This is a genomic window from Vibrio brasiliensis LMG 20546 (genome assembly GCF_000189255.1).
Lineage (GTDB): Bacteria > Pseudomonadota > Gammaproteobacteria > Enterobacterales > Vibrionaceae > Vibrio > Vibrio brasiliensis.
In genome coordinates, this window is sequence record NZ_AEVS01000062.1 from 24,559 (window position 1) to 39,311 (window position 14,753).

At 45.8% G+C, this 14,753-nt stretch carries 13 protein-coding genes, 1 tRNA gene, 1 pseudogene and 1 riboswitch; of the genes and pseudogenes, 12 read left to right on the top strand and 3 right to left on the bottom strand.

Translation table 11 applies throughout. From position 1 onward, the window contains the following. Nucleotides 1-242 precede the first annotated feature (242 nt). Nucleotides 243-2,621 (top strand): annotated as a pseudogene (ygjK, locus tag RH46_RS10315) (alpha-glucosidase). Nucleotides 2,622-2,801: 180 nt separating this feature from the next. Here the strand turns inward: ygjK and RH46_RS10320 are convergent. After that, a tRNA-Asn gene (locus RH46_RS10320) sits at nucleotides 2,802-2,877 on the bottom strand. Nucleotides 2,878-3,414: 537 nt separating this feature from the next. On the opposite strand from RH46_RS10320, the gene uvrB reads away from it, so the two are divergent. From uvrB to luxU, 3 genes are all read left to right on the top strand, one after another. Next, nucleotides 3,415-5,445 (top strand): excinuclease ABC subunit UvrB, encoded by a 2,031-nt coding sequence (gene uvrB / locus RH46_RS10325; protein WP_006879381.1) that lies wholly within the window; start codon nucleotides 3,415-3,417, stop codon nucleotides 5,443-5,445. Between the two features lie 261 nt (nucleotides 5,446-5,706). Then, nucleotides 5,707-7,101 carry a quorum-sensing sigma-54 dependent transcriptional regulator LuxO gene (luxO, locus tag RH46_RS10330; RefSeq protein ID WP_006879382.1) on the top strand — a complete coding sequence of 465 codons (1,395 nt, stop codon included), beginning with the start codon at nucleotides 5,707-5,709 and terminating at the stop codon, nucleotides 7,099-7,101. Next, on the top strand, nucleotides 7,101-7,442 hold the full coding sequence (gene luxU / locus RH46_RS10335) for a quorum-sensing phosphorelay protein LuxU (protein ID WP_006879383.1): 342 nt from the start codon (nucleotides 7,101-7,103) through the stop codon (nucleotides 7,440-7,442). The genes luxO and luxU overlap by 1 nt, the downstream gene beginning before the upstream one ends. Here luxU and yvcK read toward each other — a convergent pair. After that, a complete protein-coding gene (gene yvcK, locus RH46_RS10340) occupies nucleotides 7,428-8,315 on the bottom strand; it encodes a uridine diphosphate-N-acetylglucosamine-binding protein YvcK (RefSeq protein ID WP_006879384.1) in 888 nt (295 codons plus the stop codon). The genes luxU and yvcK overlap by 15 nt on opposite strands. 167 nt (nucleotides 8,316-8,482) lie before the next feature. Beyond that, a riboswitch (molybdenum cofactor riboswitch) is annotated at nucleotides 8,483-8,619 on the top strand. Between yvcK and moaA the strand changes: the two genes are divergently transcribed. The 5 genes from moaA to moaE all read left to right on the top strand — a co-directional run bounded on the left by moaA (nucleotide 8,608) and on the right by moaE (nucleotide 11,385). Next, the gene (gene moaA, locus RH46_RS10345) at nucleotides 8,608-9,597 is read left to right on the top strand and encodes a GTP 3',8-cyclase MoaA (protein WP_006879385.1); all 990 of its coding nucleotides are present in this window, start codon (nucleotides 8,608-8,610) and stop codon (nucleotides 9,595-9,597) included. Its footprint overlaps the riboswitch before it by 12 nt. 77 nt (nucleotides 9,598-9,674) lie before the next feature. Next, entirely contained in the window at nucleotides 9,675-10,187 is a 513-nt protein-coding gene (gene moaB, locus RH46_RS10350; RefSeq protein WP_006879386.1) for a molybdenum cofactor biosynthesis protein B, read from the top strand. Nucleotides 10,188-10,202: 15 nt separating this feature from the next. Further along, nucleotides 10,203-10,679, top strand: coding sequence for a cyclic pyranopterin monophosphate synthase MoaC (gene moaC / locus RH46_RS10355; protein WP_006879387.1), 477 nt, complete (start codon nucleotides 10,203-10,205; stop codon nucleotides 10,677-10,679). Then, nucleotides 10,679-10,924 carry a molybdopterin synthase sulfur carrier subunit gene (moaD, locus tag RH46_RS10360; RefSeq protein ID WP_006879388.1) on the top strand — a complete coding sequence of 82 codons (246 nt, stop codon included), beginning with the start codon at nucleotides 10,679-10,681 and terminating at the stop codon, nucleotides 10,922-10,924. Before moaC ends, moaD begins: the two co-directional genes overlap by 1 nt. 2 nt (nucleotides 10,925-10,926) lie before the next feature. After that, on the top strand, nucleotides 10,927-11,385 hold the full coding sequence (moaE, locus tag RH46_RS10365; protein WP_006879389.1) for a molybdopterin synthase catalytic subunit MoaE: 459 nt from the start codon (nucleotides 10,927-10,929) through the stop codon (nucleotides 11,383-11,385). 34 nt (nucleotides 11,386-11,419) lie between these two features. Here the strand turns inward: moaE and RH46_RS10370 are convergent, their stop codons facing one another. After that, entirely contained in the window at nucleotides 11,420-12,379 is a 960-nt protein-coding gene (locus RH46_RS10370) for a sensor domain-containing diguanylate cyclase (protein ID WP_006879390.1), read from the bottom strand. 83 nt (nucleotides 12,380-12,462) lie between these two features. Between RH46_RS10370 and nrtS the strand changes: the two genes are divergently transcribed. The 3 genes from nrtS (at nucleotide 12,463) to RH46_RS10385 (ending at nucleotide 14,752) form a co-directional block, all read left to right on the top strand. Beyond that, nucleotides 12,463-12,669, top strand: coding sequence for a nitrate/nitrite transporter NrtS (gene nrtS / locus RH46_RS10375; protein WP_006879391.1), 207 nt, complete (start codon nucleotides 12,463-12,465; stop codon nucleotides 12,667-12,669). 118 nt (nucleotides 12,670-12,787) lie between these two features. Next, on the top strand, nucleotides 12,788-13,204 hold the full coding sequence (locus tag RH46_RS10380) for a CBS domain-containing protein (protein WP_006879392.1): 417 nt from the start codon (nucleotides 12,788-12,790) through the stop codon (nucleotides 13,202-13,204). Between the two features lie 81 nt (nucleotides 13,205-13,285). After that, nucleotides 13,286-14,752 carry an MATE family efflux transporter gene (locus RH46_RS10385; protein WP_006879393.1) on the top strand — a complete coding sequence of 489 codons (1,467 nt, stop codon included), beginning with the start codon at nucleotides 13,286-13,288 and terminating at the stop codon, nucleotides 14,750-14,752. The last annotated feature ends 1 nt before the right edge of the window (nucleotide 14,753 follow it).

Below are 14,753 nucleotides of genomic sequence, written 5' to 3' on the forward strand. Positions count from 1 at the left end.
AAACACAGCGATTCGCTCTAAGTATTTCTGAAGAATGTCTGTCCTTTTAGGTAATGAATACCTGCGATGTGAATGGAAATGGTGCCTGTCCCTGCAAAATTAAGGGCGTCTGTCCTTATAGAGAGAAAATGACTAGTAAAAATTTACTAAACAAAGATCTCATTTTTACTCACATGGCATAATTCAATTGGTAATTCGGAGCTAAGATGTTTTCCGCTTCTGGTAAACCAAGGATTTAGCTCATGACTTTACGTAAAACTTTTATCGCTTTAGCCGTTGGCTCTGTTGTTACATTCTCCGGCCATGGTGTTGCCGCTTCTACTCAGGTTCCGTTGCACGCTGAGCAGTTCAAAAATGTGATTGACCGTACTGGCTCTCCGGAATACATGCGTGACTATGATTTTGATGACCACCAACGTTTTAACCCATTGTTTGATAACGGTGCCTGGCATGGTCATTTACTGCCAGACTCTACAGAAGGTATGGGAGGCTTCCCTGGCACCGCACTTTTAACCGAAGAATACATCAACTTCATGGCTAACAATTTTGATCGTTTAAGTGTGTTCAAAGAGGGTTATAAGGTTGATTTTTCAATGGAAGCTTACAGCCTTCCAGGGGCGTTAGTGCAGAAACTAACCTCAGCTGACGTTAGTGTTGAAATGACTCTACGCTTTGTCACCAATCGTACCTCACTACTCGAAACTAAGATCAATTCAAATGGTCCGCTAGAACTGGTTTGGGATGGTGAGTTGCTTGAGAAATATCATGCGAAAGAAGGTGAGCCTCAATCGGATAAAACCATTGATGAGCAATAACCTGACTTCGACCGTGTTCTTAAGGCAACGAATAACGGACTAACAGTAAGCTTTGGTAAAGTGCGTTCGACGTGGGATCTGCTAACATCGGGAGAATCTGAGTACCAGATCAATAAGTCGATTAAGACTGATACTAAGATTGACGGTCACCATTTTGTATCCAAAGCCAAGGTTGAAGGTTCAACGACACTCTACACCACTTATACGCATGTCCTGACTGAGCAAGAGAACAAGGCAGAGCAGGGCAAAATCACGGATATCCTCACCAATCCGCAATCATATTTAGAGGCATCAGAGCAGCGTTGGGAAAGTTACCTGAACAAAGGTCTGACTAACCCGCATGCAACTCCCGAACAAGAGCGTGTTGCTGTAAAAGCGATGGAGACACTCAATGGCAACTGGCGTGGCGTCGCTGGCGCGATGAAGTTTGACTCCGTCACTCCTTCCGTAACGGCGCGCTGGTTCTCTGGCAACCAGACCTGGCCTTGGGATACGTGGAAACAAGCTTATGCAATGGCACACTTCAATCCAGATGTCGCCAAAGACAATATTCGCGCAATGTTTGCTTATCAGATCCAAGCTAATGATGCTGTGCGCCCTTGGGACGAAGGTTACGTGCCAGATCTTCTTGCTTATAACTTAAGCCCGGAACGCGGTGGTGATGGTGGTAACTGGAATGAGCGTAATACGAAGCCAAGTCTTGCAGCGTGGGCTGTAATGGAAGTGTATAAAACTACCGGTGATAAAGCATGGATTGAAGAGATGTATCCGAAGCTGGTGGCTTACCATAATTGGTGGTTACGTAACCGCGATAACAACGGTAATGGTGTCCCGGAATATGGTGCGGCAGTCGATAAAGCTCACAACACGCCTGAGGGGGAAATGTACTTTACTGTGGTACGCGGTGATAAGCATGAAACCGTCGTTGGTAAAAAAGCGTTAGCGCAAGTCATGGAAGAGGGCAACTACGACTACATTGAAAGTCCTGCTCAGACAGCAGCTTCTTGGGAATCGGGGCGTGATGATGCGGCGGTGTTTGGTTTCATCGATAAAGATCAGCTTGATGCTTACGTTGCTAAAGGTGGCAAGCGAAGTGATTGGGACGTAGAGTTCGCTCAAAACCGAGCCAAAGATGGCACTTTACTCGGTTACTCGCTACTGCAAGAGTCTGTTGATCAGGCAAGCTATATGTTTAGCGACAACCAGTATCTTGCAGAAATGGCTGATTTGCTTGGTAAACAAGGCGAAGCGAGAGAGTTTCGTGCCAAAGCTGACCACCTGGCGAAATATATCAATACTTGTATGTTTGATGAAGGGACAGGCTTCTTCTACGATATTCGTATCGAAGATAAACCTCTGACCAATGGTTGTGCAGGTAAGCCGATTGTTGAACGTGGTATGGGGCCAGAGGGGTGGTCTCCGCTGTTTAATGGCGCTGCAACACAGGCCCATGCTGATGCTGTAGTCAAAGTGATGAAAGATACTAACCAGTTCAATACTCATGTGCCATTAGGTACGGCTGCACTATCTAACCCTGCTTTTGGCCCGGACATATACTGGCGCGGGCGTGTATGGGTTGACCAGTTCTACTTCGGCTTAAAAGGAATGGATCGCTACGGCTATCGTGATGATGCTATTGAGATGGCGACAGCTTTCTTCAGCAATGCTGACGGTCTGGTGCAGGATGGTCCTATTCGTGAGAACTACAACCCTCTAACCGGAGCCCAACAAGGTGCACCGAACTTCTCATGGAGTGCTGCTCACCTATACATGCTGTACAACGACTTCTTTACTGACGGTAAATAGGTCATTGCTTTAATTCCTTTATCTAGATAAAGCAAAGGGTATCAAGTTAATGCTTGATACCCTTTTTGCATTGCGGCCAGTTGGGACAGTCCGATGCTTCGGTTGAGGCATTGCTTTGGAACAAGGCAGGAGCATTAGATACGAAAAAGCCTCATCGTGTGATGAGGCTTTTTCTAAATTTGGCTCCCCCTGCGGGACTCGAACCTGCGACATACGGATTAACAGTCCGCCGTTCTACCAACTGAACTAAGGGGGAATTGCTTTTTGCGCTGCGAATATTAGCGAGCACCTGTAAAGGTGTCAACTGCCTGAAAGGAAAATAACTGAATTAAATTTAAGAAAAATGTCTTTACTTTTCTGTAGCCCTTATCAAATAAGGGCTATATTTACTTATCCACCAAAATTGTGGATAACTATGTGTGTTAAATTTGAGTAACTCAAAAAAGCTTTATTTTTGCAAGGAGTGCGGTTGTTTCTAGATTGATCTAATGACTTGCCAGATAAGGAGTTTCTGAAAATATCAACTATTTTTTACAAAATCTGATGATCAACCGGAACTGTGGATTGAATGCAAAAAAGAGAAAAAATGTGAATAAGCTGTGAATGCTTTAAGGGTGATTTTAGAGAGAACTCTCTAGCAGGGCGAAGAATAATATCAGGATTGACGGCAATGATCTAGCCGTTAAGTGTGAGTTTAAACAAAACAGCGATTAATTTTTTAATCGGCTCTTGAGTCTGTATATATATACAGACACAATAGAAGACCTCCCTCTGCCACGGATAGAGATACGACATGAGTAAAGTATTTGATTTAGTGTCTGATTATCAACCTTCTGGTGATCAACCGACCGCTATCAGCCAGTTGCTGGATGGTCTGGATTCTGGCTTAGCACACCAAACATTACTGGGTGTAACGGGCTCAGGTAAGACATTTACTCTAGCGAACGTGATTGCTACGGCTCAGCGACCAGCAATTTTGCTGGCGCCGAATAAAACATTGGCTGCTCAGCTTTATGGTGAGATGAAATCCTTCTTTCCAAACAATGCGGTTGAATATTTCGTCTCTTACTATGACTACTATCAGCCAGAAGCTTATGTCCCGACTACCGACACCTTTATTGAAAAAGATGCTTCGGTCAACGCGCATATCGAGCAGATGCGCCTTTCGGCAACAAAAGCGCTGCTAGAAAGAAAAGACGCCATCATTGTTGCTTCGGTCTCTGCGATTTATGGTTTGGGTGACCCAGAGTCCTATCTCAAGATGATGTTACATATTCGTCGTGGTGACGTAATGGATCAAAGGGATATTCTGCGTCGCCTGGCTGAGTTGCAGTATAGCCGCAACGATGTCGCATTTGAGCGTGGTCAGTTCCGTGTGCGTGGTGAAGTGATCGATATTTTCCCTGCCGAATCTGATCAAGATGCGGTACGGATTGAAATGTTCGACGATGAAATCGACTGTATCAGTGTGTTTGATCCTTTAACAGGTGCGGTCAAGCAGCGCGATTTGGCTCGTTATACCATCTATCCGAAAACGCACTATGTGACACCAAGAGAGCGAATCCTTGATGCGATTGAGGAGATTAAGGTTGAGCTGGAAGGGCGTAAGAAGTATCTGCTCGATAACAATAAGTTGCTCGAAGAACAGCGTATTTCCCAGCGAACTCAGTTCGATATTGAAATGATGAACGAGCTTGGGTTCTGTTCAGGTATTGAAAACTACTCCCGTTACCTCAGTGGTCGTAACGAGGGTGAGCCGCCACCGACCTTGTTTGACTACTTGCCTCACGATGGTCTGTTGATTATTGATGAGTCCCACGTCACCGTGCCTCAAATTGGCGCTATGTACAAAGGTGACCGCTCGCGTAAAGAGACGCTGGTGGAGTTTGGTTTCCGATTACCATCTGCGCTTGATAACCGTCCGCTTAAATTTGATGAGTTTGAATCTCTTGCACCACAAACCATTTTTGTTTCGGCTACGCCAGGTAACTACGAACTAGAAAAGTCTGATGGTGAAGTGGCCGATCAGGTGGTGCGTCCGACGGGTCTGCTGGATCCACAATTGGAAGTGCGCCCGGTCGCGACTCAGGTCGACGATTTACTATCGGAAATTCGCCTTCGCTCGGCTAAAGATGAACGTGTCCTGGTGACAACGTTAACTAAGCGTATGGCTGAGGACCTCACCGAATACCTTACTGAGCACGACGTTAAAGTCCGTTACTTGCATTCAGATATCGATACAGTAGAACGTGTCGAAATCATTCGGGACTTGCGTCTTGGTGAGTTCGATGTACTGGTTGGTATCAACTTATTGCGAGAAGGTCTCGATATGCCGGAAGTATCTCTGGTTGCGATTCTTGATGCGGACAAAGAAGGTTTCCTCCGTTCTGAACGTTCACTGATTCAGACAATTGGTCGTGCTGCGCGAAACGTGTCAGGTAAAGCGATTTTGTATGCTGACCGGATCACTAAATCGATGGAAAAAGCGATGGGTGAAACCAATCGTCGTCGTGAAAAACAACAGCAGTACAATGAGAAAATGGGTATCGAACCTCAGGCTCTTAAACGTAATGTGAAAGACATTATGGAACTGGGTGATATCACTAAGAGTAAGAAGCAGCGTACCAGCAAAGCAGTGCCTCTCTCTAAGGTCGCTGAACCATCGCAAAGCTACGATGTGATGACCCCTCAGCAGCTCGATAAAGAGATTGCGAAACTTGAAGCTCAAATGTATCAGCATGCTCAGGATCTTGAGTTTGAACTGGCAGCAGAAAAGCGTGACCAGATCGACCAGTTACGCAAGAAGTTTATTGCTAATAGCTAATTGAAGAGAGCGGAAATAAAAAAAGCCAATAGACATTTAGTTCTATTGGCTGAATTTGTGAATACAAAATTCACTAACAACGTCAGTTGGCTAGGTGACCCGTTAGGGTCATCTATACGTATAGCATATAGCGTGCCAATAAAATCAAGGGGGAAATGAGCTCTAATTCACTCTATTCGGCCTTTTTTGGGGGTTTAAATTGCAAATTGCAAAGCGCAATGCAATGATTATACAAGATGCAATGAAACCATTGGCTAGGTTATGCAACATAATACTCAAACCCAAAAATCAAAATATCTACTTATGGTAGAGGACACCGCATCCGTTGCGGCCCTTTATCGTTCTTATCTGACACCGCTGCAAATCGATATCAATATAGTTGGCACAGGGCGCGATGCGATCGACAGCCTTAATTTCCGTACGCCTGACTTGATCCTTCTCGATCTCCGCCTACCTGACATGACGGGTATGGATGTACTTCATGCGGTTAAAGAGAAAAACCCAGATGTGCCAGTCATCTTCATGACCGCACATGGTTCTATTGATACTGCTGTGGAAGCGATGCGTCATGGTGCTCAGGACTTCTTGATCAAGCCGTGTGAAGCTGACCGCCTTCGTGTCACGGTAAACAACGCTCTGCGTAAAGCCAATAAGCTTAAGAATGATGAAGATGGTCTTGCAAGTCAGGGCTATCAAGGCTTTATCGGCAGTAGCCAAACCATGCAAGCGGTTTATCGAACTATTGACTCCGCGGCAGCGAGTAAAGCGAGTATTTTCATCACAGGTGAAAGTGGTACAGGTAAAGAGGTGTGTGCCGAAGCAATACACGCGACCAGTAAACGCGGGGATAAACCATTTATCGCAATTAACTGTGCTGCTATCCCTAAAGATCTGATTGAGAGTGAACTGTTTGGTCACGTCAAAGGAGCCTTTACAGGTGCCGCGACAGATCGACAAGGGGCGGCTGAACTGGCTGACGGCGGTACGCTATTTCTTGATGAACTGTGTGAAATGGATCTGGACTTGCAAACAAAATTGCTGCGATTTATTCAGACTGGTACTTTCCAGAAGGTCGGGTCATCTAAGATGAAAAGCGTTGATGTACGTTTTGTCTGTGCGACCAACCGTGATCCCTGGAAAGAAGTTGAGGAAGGCCGCTTCCGAGAAGACTTATACTACCGCTTGTATGTCATTCCTCTGCATTTGCCGCCTTTGAGAGAGCGTGGTGATGACATCATCGAAATTGCTTATTCCCTGCTAGGCTTTATGTCTAAGGAAGAGGGTAAAGATTTTGTGCGTTTGGCACCAGATGTGGTTGAACGTTTTGCTCGCTATGAGTGGCCGGGTAATGTGCGTCAGTTGCAGAATGTGCTGCGTAACGTAGTGGTACTCAATAATGGCAGAGAAATTCTGCTCGATATGTTACCTCCTCCACTCAATAAGCCTGCGACTAATGAGATTCGCATCCCGTTGGTACCAAGTGAAGCTGTTTCGGTACAAGATATCTTCCCTCTGTGGCTGACGGAGAAAAATGCGATTGAACAAGCGATAAAAGCGTGTGATGGCAACATTCCCAAAGCGGCGGGTTACCTAGATGTCAGTCCATCAACTATTTATCGAAAATTGCAGGCGTGGAATGCGAAGGAAGTACAGTAGTGGATATTTTAAATCAAATTAAGATCGAACGACTCGCCGGTGAAATTGGTCAGGAAAACGTGCCTGTTTTACTTGAGATATTTTTGAATGAACTTGCGATGTATATTGAGAGACTCTCCCAACTAGAGGGAGAAGAACTGCAAGATTACCTCAAAGAAATCAGCCATGCGCTTAAGAGCAGCGCTGCTAGTTTTGGTGCTGAGGCATTATGCCATTACTCGATTGAAGTTGATGCGATGGCTAAAACAGGCGCTATGTCAGAGTTAGCAGGTTGCAAGGGACAGATGCTATCTCTGCTCGATGAGACCGAGCAGAGATATAAACAGTTACTCACTCAGTAAGTATTCAATAGCCTGTTGTAGCTTACTACGGTCATGGCGCCAATCACGATTTGGTGATGCAAGTGGCGTCGTGACACAGTTCCACTCTTCCAGCTCTGGATGAGGCTCTTCGCCAAGAACGACATCAATGCGTCGCCCCTGACACGAACGCTCACACCATTCCAGTTTCTCTTTAAGCGTCATTTTACCTGCTGGTCCGTGTTCGGCAGATAAGTTCTCTACAAACACCAGTTTTGCCGTACGGTTGTTGGCGATGGCCCTGCCTATTTCAGGTAACAGTAGCGGGGGCATAATACTGGTCAGAAAGCTGCCTGGACCAAGGATAATAGCGTCGGCTTGTTCTAGGGCGAGAACCCCTTCTTTCGTTGCCGGAACTTCCGGTTCCAGATCGAGCCTCAACAGCTTGTCTGGCATTTCATCGACGCTGGTTTCACCTGTTACCCACAGTCCATTGGGCGCTAACGCCTTCAGATCAGAAGGATGCTCTGACATAGGAATAATATTCACATTGACCTTGAGCATATTACGGATGAGGTTAGTGGCATCCAATGGTCGAACCGAAAGGTTATCCAGTGCCGTTAACATCAGATTTCCGAGGTTATGACCATCTAACTCTCCGGCACCTTTAAAACGATACTCGAACATCATTGAACTGATCGAAGGGTCGGTGATTAACTGGTTAATACAGTTACGTGTATCTCCCCAGGCAATACCGCCCTGACAGTTGCGAATGCGGCCTGTTGAACCGCCATTATCAGTGGTAGCGACAATACCAGTGGCGTTATCACCGAAGTCTTTTAGAGCCGCCAGCATACGGCCAAGACCATGGCCTCCACCAACTGCGACGACTTTCTTGCTAGCGTAAACTGTCATGCTGAGCTTCTATTTTATTCATAACCAACTACAATTTAGATTATTGCATTAACATCAAATACTCAATATTAGGTATTTTGGGCGCTAGGCATGATTTTTTTGCCTAGAGGGTAGAATCACACACAATTATTAAGTATTTTAATGTAAAGCTACTACCGAGCAATAGGTAGTTGCCATAACTCCGAGCTCTCAAAGCTAAGTTCAATTTGAATAAGCGTTTTGAGCCAGTGACATGTTGTCACAAGGGCATAGTTGGAAATGATTATGCCTCCCGTGTTTGGAAAGGTGTTCCGTGGCGCAACAATTCGAAGATAGATTTCATCGCAAGTTTTATTACTTGCGTCTCTCTGTTACAGATGTCTGTAACTTTAAATGCACATACTGTTTGCCTGATGGTTATAAACCTTCGGGGCAAAAAAACTCGTCCTTTTTAGCTCTGCCTGAAATCAAGCGTGTTGTACGTGCGTTTGCTGATTGTGGCACGTCTAAAGTACGTATCACTGGCGGCGAACCAAGCTTACGTAAAGATTTTACCGACATTATCCATACTGTTGCTGAAACAGACGGTATTCATAAGGTCGCGACTACGACCAATGGCTATCGCATGGAGAAACAGGTAGCAGACTGGAAACAAGCTGGACTGACACATATCAACGTCAGTGTTGACAGTTTAGACCCACGCATGTTCCACCAAATCACTGGTGAGAACAAGTTTACTCAAGTCATGGCGGGTATCGACCGTGCATTTGAAGTGGGCTACGAGCAGGTCAAAGTAAATGTTGTGTTGATGAAAGACCTGAATGCTCACGAGTTACCTGCCTTTCTAAACTGGATTAAAGATCGACCAATTCAATTGCGCTTTATCGAACTGATGCAAACTGGTGAAATGGATGAACTGTTCCAACGCCATCACGTATCAGGTGTCGCGATTCGTAACCAACTGATTGCTAACGGTTGGCTACTCAAAGTACGTGACAACAATGATGGACCTGCACAGGTTTTTGTCCATCCCGATTATAAAGGCGAAATCGGCCTGATCATGCCGTATGAGAAAGACTTCTGTGAAAGCTGCAACCGTCTGCGTGTCTCTGCAACGGGCAAGCTACACTTGTGTCTCTTTGGCGATCACGGTGTCGAACTACGCGACCTGCTGCAACAAGACTCGCAGGAGAACGCGTTAATCGAACGAATTCAAGCACAGCTGCAAACTAAGTCGGTCAGCCATTTCCTTCATGATGGAAATTCAGGTATGACACCGCACTTGGCTTCAATCGGCGGCTAATACACTTCAACAAACAAATTACGCACTTCAGTGACAGTTTGAGTGCGAACATTACTTTGACATAAATAGGTGAACAAATGGGTCACGCAGAAAGCAAATTCCAACCAGCAAACATCGCAGTTCTAACCGTTTCTGATACTCGTACTGAAGAAAACGATACTTCAGGTGGCTACTTAGTTGAGAACGCTAAAGAAGCCGGTCACAACGTTGTTGATAAGCAAATTGTAATCGATGATATGTACAAGATCCGCGCAATCGTATCTCAGTGGATTGCAGATGAGAACGTACAAGCGATCATGATTACTGGCGGTACTGGATTTACATCGCGTGACAGCACTCCTGAAGCTCTAAAGCCACTATTTGATAAAGAAGTAGAAGGTTTCGGTGAACTATTCCGTATGGTTTCATACGAAGAGATCGGTACTTCTACTATTCAGTCTCGTGCGATCGCAGGCTTTGCCAACCACACGGTTATCTTTGCTATGCCTGGTTCTACAGGTGCATGTCGTACTGGCTGGACTAAGATCATCAAGCAGCAGCTGGATGCGAGTCACCGTCCTTGTAACTTCATGCCGCATCTGTCTGTTTAATTACTGGAGCGTATCATGAGCGAATTGACTCATATTAACGCTTCTGGCGAAGCAAACATGGTGGATGTATCCGCTAAGGCTGACACGGTTCGTGAAGCTAGAGCTGAAGCTTTTGTCCATATGGCACCAGAGACCCTTGAGCTGATCGTTTCAGGTCAGCATCATAAAGGTGATGTTTTTGCCACTGCGCGTATCGCTGGAATACAAGCGGCGAAGAAAACCTGGGATCTTATCCCACTCTGTCACCCGCTGTTGCTGTCGAAAGTTGAAGTTCAGCTTGAAGCGATTGAAGCTGAAAACATGGTTCGCATCGAGTCTGTCTGTAAGCTTGCGGGCAAGACTGGTGTTGAGATGGAAGCATTGACCGCGGCTTCAGTTGCGGCGCTAACCATTTACGACATGTGTAAAGCCGTACAGAAAGATATGGTGATTGGTCAGGTTCGTTTACTCGAAAAAACAGGTGGCAAGTCAGGTCACTTTAAGGTGGATTAATGATTAAAGTACTGTTTTTCGCCCAAACCCGTGAACTGGTTGGAATGGATGAGCTTGAATTAGAAGGTGAGTTCTCGACTGTTGAGGCGATTCGTGAGCATTTAGCTCAGCAAGAAGGTAAATGGGATCTTGCTCTTGAACCAGGTAAGTTACTGGCTGCAGTAAACCAGTCGATCGTGCCACTTGAACATCCTATTCAATCAGGTGACGAAGTTGCCTTCTTCCCGCCGGTGACAGGGGGGTAATCATGGACAGTCGAGTTTCTGTACAGTTTGAAGATTTCTCATTAAACGCTGAATATGATCTGCTAGCTGAAGGTACGTCTGCAGGAGCCGTGGTTACTTTCGTTGGTAAAGTGCGTGATATGAACCTTGGTGATAATGTCACTGGTTTGTCGCTGGAGCACTATCCGGGTATGACTGAAAAAGCGCTCGGTGAGATCTGTGACGAAGCGGAACAGCGCTGGCCACTACTTAAGATTCGCGTCATCCATCGTGTTGGTGATCTGGATATCGGTGACCAAATCGTATTTGTTGGCGTATCTAGTGCACACCGTGGTGCAGCGTTTGAGGCGTGTGAGTTTGTGATGGACTATCTCAAAACTAAAGCGCCGTTCTGGAAGAAAGAACGCACAAGTGAAGCGACTCGCTGGGTTGATTCACGAGACTCAGATGCGAAAGCAGCTGAACGCTGGAAGCAAAAATAGCGTTAGTCGAAGCTCCCAAACGGGAGCTTTTTTATTACTTATCGCACAGATGAATAGAGCCTCTTTGACGACTTTTGGCGAAGAACAGAGCTTTGTCGGCAATCGAGATAAAGTTATCTGCGTTAAGGTCGTCAGGGACCAAAGGGTAGTGCTGGATACCTATGGTAACCGACACAAACTGATCAACTGATGAGGATTTGTGTGGAATCGCTGCGTTGCGGATGAGAGTCTGTAATTGAGTCGTTCGATTTAAGCACTCTTGCTCAGTCACATCGGGCATATAAATCAGAAACTCGTCACCACCGTATCGAAAACACAGCTCATTGTGATGTGACCAGCACTGAATAATTTTGCCCAGCGTCACCAGAGTTTCATCGCCTTTAATATGACCATAACTGTCGTTATATTGTTTAAAACAGTCGATATCTATCATTAAAATTGCGGAGCCAACAAGTTTGAGTTTCGCTAGTTCAATCGCTTTCGGCAGCAGGGAATCAAGTGCGTAACGATTGTAAACCTGGGTCAGGTGGTCAAGGTAAGTGAGCTTTTCTAACTCCTGTTGTTGATCCGCGAGTTTTTCGAGCGCTTGCTTATACTCTGTGATGTTACGTACTGTCCAAAGTACCAGTTCAGTGTTGGGCAGAGGGATCACCAGTGCACTGAAAAACTGCAGTTCCTTTGGCCCTTCCAAACCTTCAAAACAGCTAAGATCTTTCGGGTTGAGGCTATATTCGAGCTCGCTAGGCGTCTGGCTTTCAATCACATCAACAATCACCTGACTAAACCAGATCGCCTTATCACCAGGTAGCACCTGATACTGATTTAACCCGACCAGTGAAGAGGGGTCATGGTGGCGTTTGGTATCTGTTCCACCCCACGCTTCTATGTAAGTCCCACTTTTGTCGATTAGGTAAGTCGGTTCTGGCAGGGACTCGAAAACAACATGCATCAAATCTGGGTTATTGGCGAGCTGCGCCGAAAATATTGAATTCACCGAATATGCCTCCCCAGATTGTCATGCTGCTATTGTTAGTTTAGACAGTTAATCTCAATTTCGGATCGTGCTAAGGGATATTCATGAGGCAAAAAGCAATAAAAAGGGCAGCTATCATTGCTATCGTAGTAGGGAGTTTGCTCAACGTTATTAATCAGTATGACGCGATTTTTCTCGGCCAGCAGAACATAGACTGGCTCAAAATTGTACTGACTTATTGTGTGCCTTTTGGTGTCTCTCTGTTCAGTGGATGGTTAGCGAGTCGAGACGCGCAGAGGCATTGTAAGTAGGAGGCGAGAGGTTAATAGTTTGAGCCTATTGCAAAAATTGTTGATTTCAATTTAGTAAAATCAAGAAATTAGACAACAATTACAATATACAGCAAAGCTTGCACGCAAGGAGACACAGATGGAATCATTAAAAGTAAAAGACTATATGACCCTGCAAGCGGTAACGTTTACCCCAGAAATGTCATTAAGCGCGGCTCTGGATAAGGTAATGAATTCACGCTACCTCGGCGGTCCGGTCATCAACGAACAAAAAGAGGTGATTGGCTTCCTATCGGGACAAGATTTACTCGATAAGCTAATCAAGGTCAGCTACTACTGTCAGGACAGTCATATCGTGTCTGATTGTATGCACCCTGAAGTTATCTCAGTGACCTCAGAGACATCCATTATCGAGTTGGCAGAGATGATGAAGGTGGGTCGTCCAAAAGTATATCCGGTAATCGATGGAGGCAAACTGGTCGGCATCATTACCCGACGCGATGTACTCAGAGCGATCGGAAAAAATATTGAAGATTGCTTTAAACATCCGGTATAACATATTGATCAAGAGAATAATAAGAGGTGCCTTGTGCACCTCTTATTATTTATTGCCTATCTACCGCCAATAGAGGTCTTTATGTCCGATCAAAGCGCGAAGTTCGTTCAGGGGTCAACCATGCGTCACATTCTGGTGATGTCCGGGGCAGGCTCAGTGGGTTTGATGGCACTGTTTGTTGTTGACCTGATCGATATGCTGTTCATCAGTATGCTTGGTCAGGTTGAGCTGGCCGCAGCAGTCGGCTTTGCTGGTACATTAGTTTTCTTCTCAACCTCTATTTCGATTGGTACTTCAATTGCGATGGGCGCATTAGTGTCTAAAGCCATCGGTGCGGGGAAACGCCAGCATGCGCGGGAGTTGAGTACCAGTATTATGCTGACGGCAGTGACGATTAGCGTCATTGTGGCTGCGGTGATGTTTTTATATATCCCTGAACTGCTGCAGGCTATAGGAGCTCAAGGTGTGGCAGCAGAGCGGGCCGAAGCTTATTTGCGCATTATTTTACCTAGCGGACCAGTTATCGCGGTTGCGATGGCAGCGGGTGCAGGCTTAAGAGCAGCAGGCGATGCTAAGCGTTCGATGTGGGCAACGCTGTCTGGTGGTTTGGTTAACGCAGTTTTAGACCCTATTTTTATCTTTGGTTTTGGCTGGAATGTGGAAGGGGCAGCGTTGGCATCGGTGTTTGCCCGATTTACGGTTCTGTTCTTCTCTATCTACCCGCTTATTCGCGTGCACAAGCTGGTGGCAGGTATTGACTATTCAGTGTGGATGGCAAATCTTAAAATCATTGTTGCGATTGCTATTCCTGCCATCATCACCAATATTGCGACACCGATTGGTAATGCGATTGTCACGTCAGCTATCGCTCAGTTTGGCGAGAATTACGTGGCTGGGTTTGCCGTCATTGGCCGCCTGACTCCAGTTTGTTTTGCGGTGATATTTGCTTTGTCTGGCGCGGTTGGGCCAATTATCGGCCAGAACTATGGCGCAGAACGAATGGACCGGGTTAAAGAGACACTCAACAACTCGTTAATTGTCACGACTGTCTATACTCTGGCAGTGTGCATTATCCTCTATTTTGCTCAAGGTACCATTATTAGCCTGTTTAGCCTCGATGGTGACGCCGCTCTGGTGGTTACAGCGTTCTGTACTTATGTGGCGATCAGTTTCATTTTCAACGGTGCTCAGTTTGTCGCTAATACCTCGTTCAATAATCTCGGTAAGCCTCTTTACTCGACCGCACTTAACTTAGGTAAAGCAACCTTAGGTACCTTGCCTTTTGTTCATCTCGGAGCAACATGGTTTGGGGCGTTAGGTGTGCTTTACGGCCAGGCACTAGGTACCGTGGTGTTTGGATTGATAGCCATTGTGGTATTGCGCAAACATATCTCTGACTTGATGCGTTCTGCATGCCTGGAGCATTCGGCATCGGACCCGTCTATCACTAGCGTTAACAGTCAGCCATTCTGTAGCCATGATGCGGTGCTGATTGATGATGTGGCAGCAACGACGGAAATTTCCGAACAAAATGCAGAAAAAGTTTGAC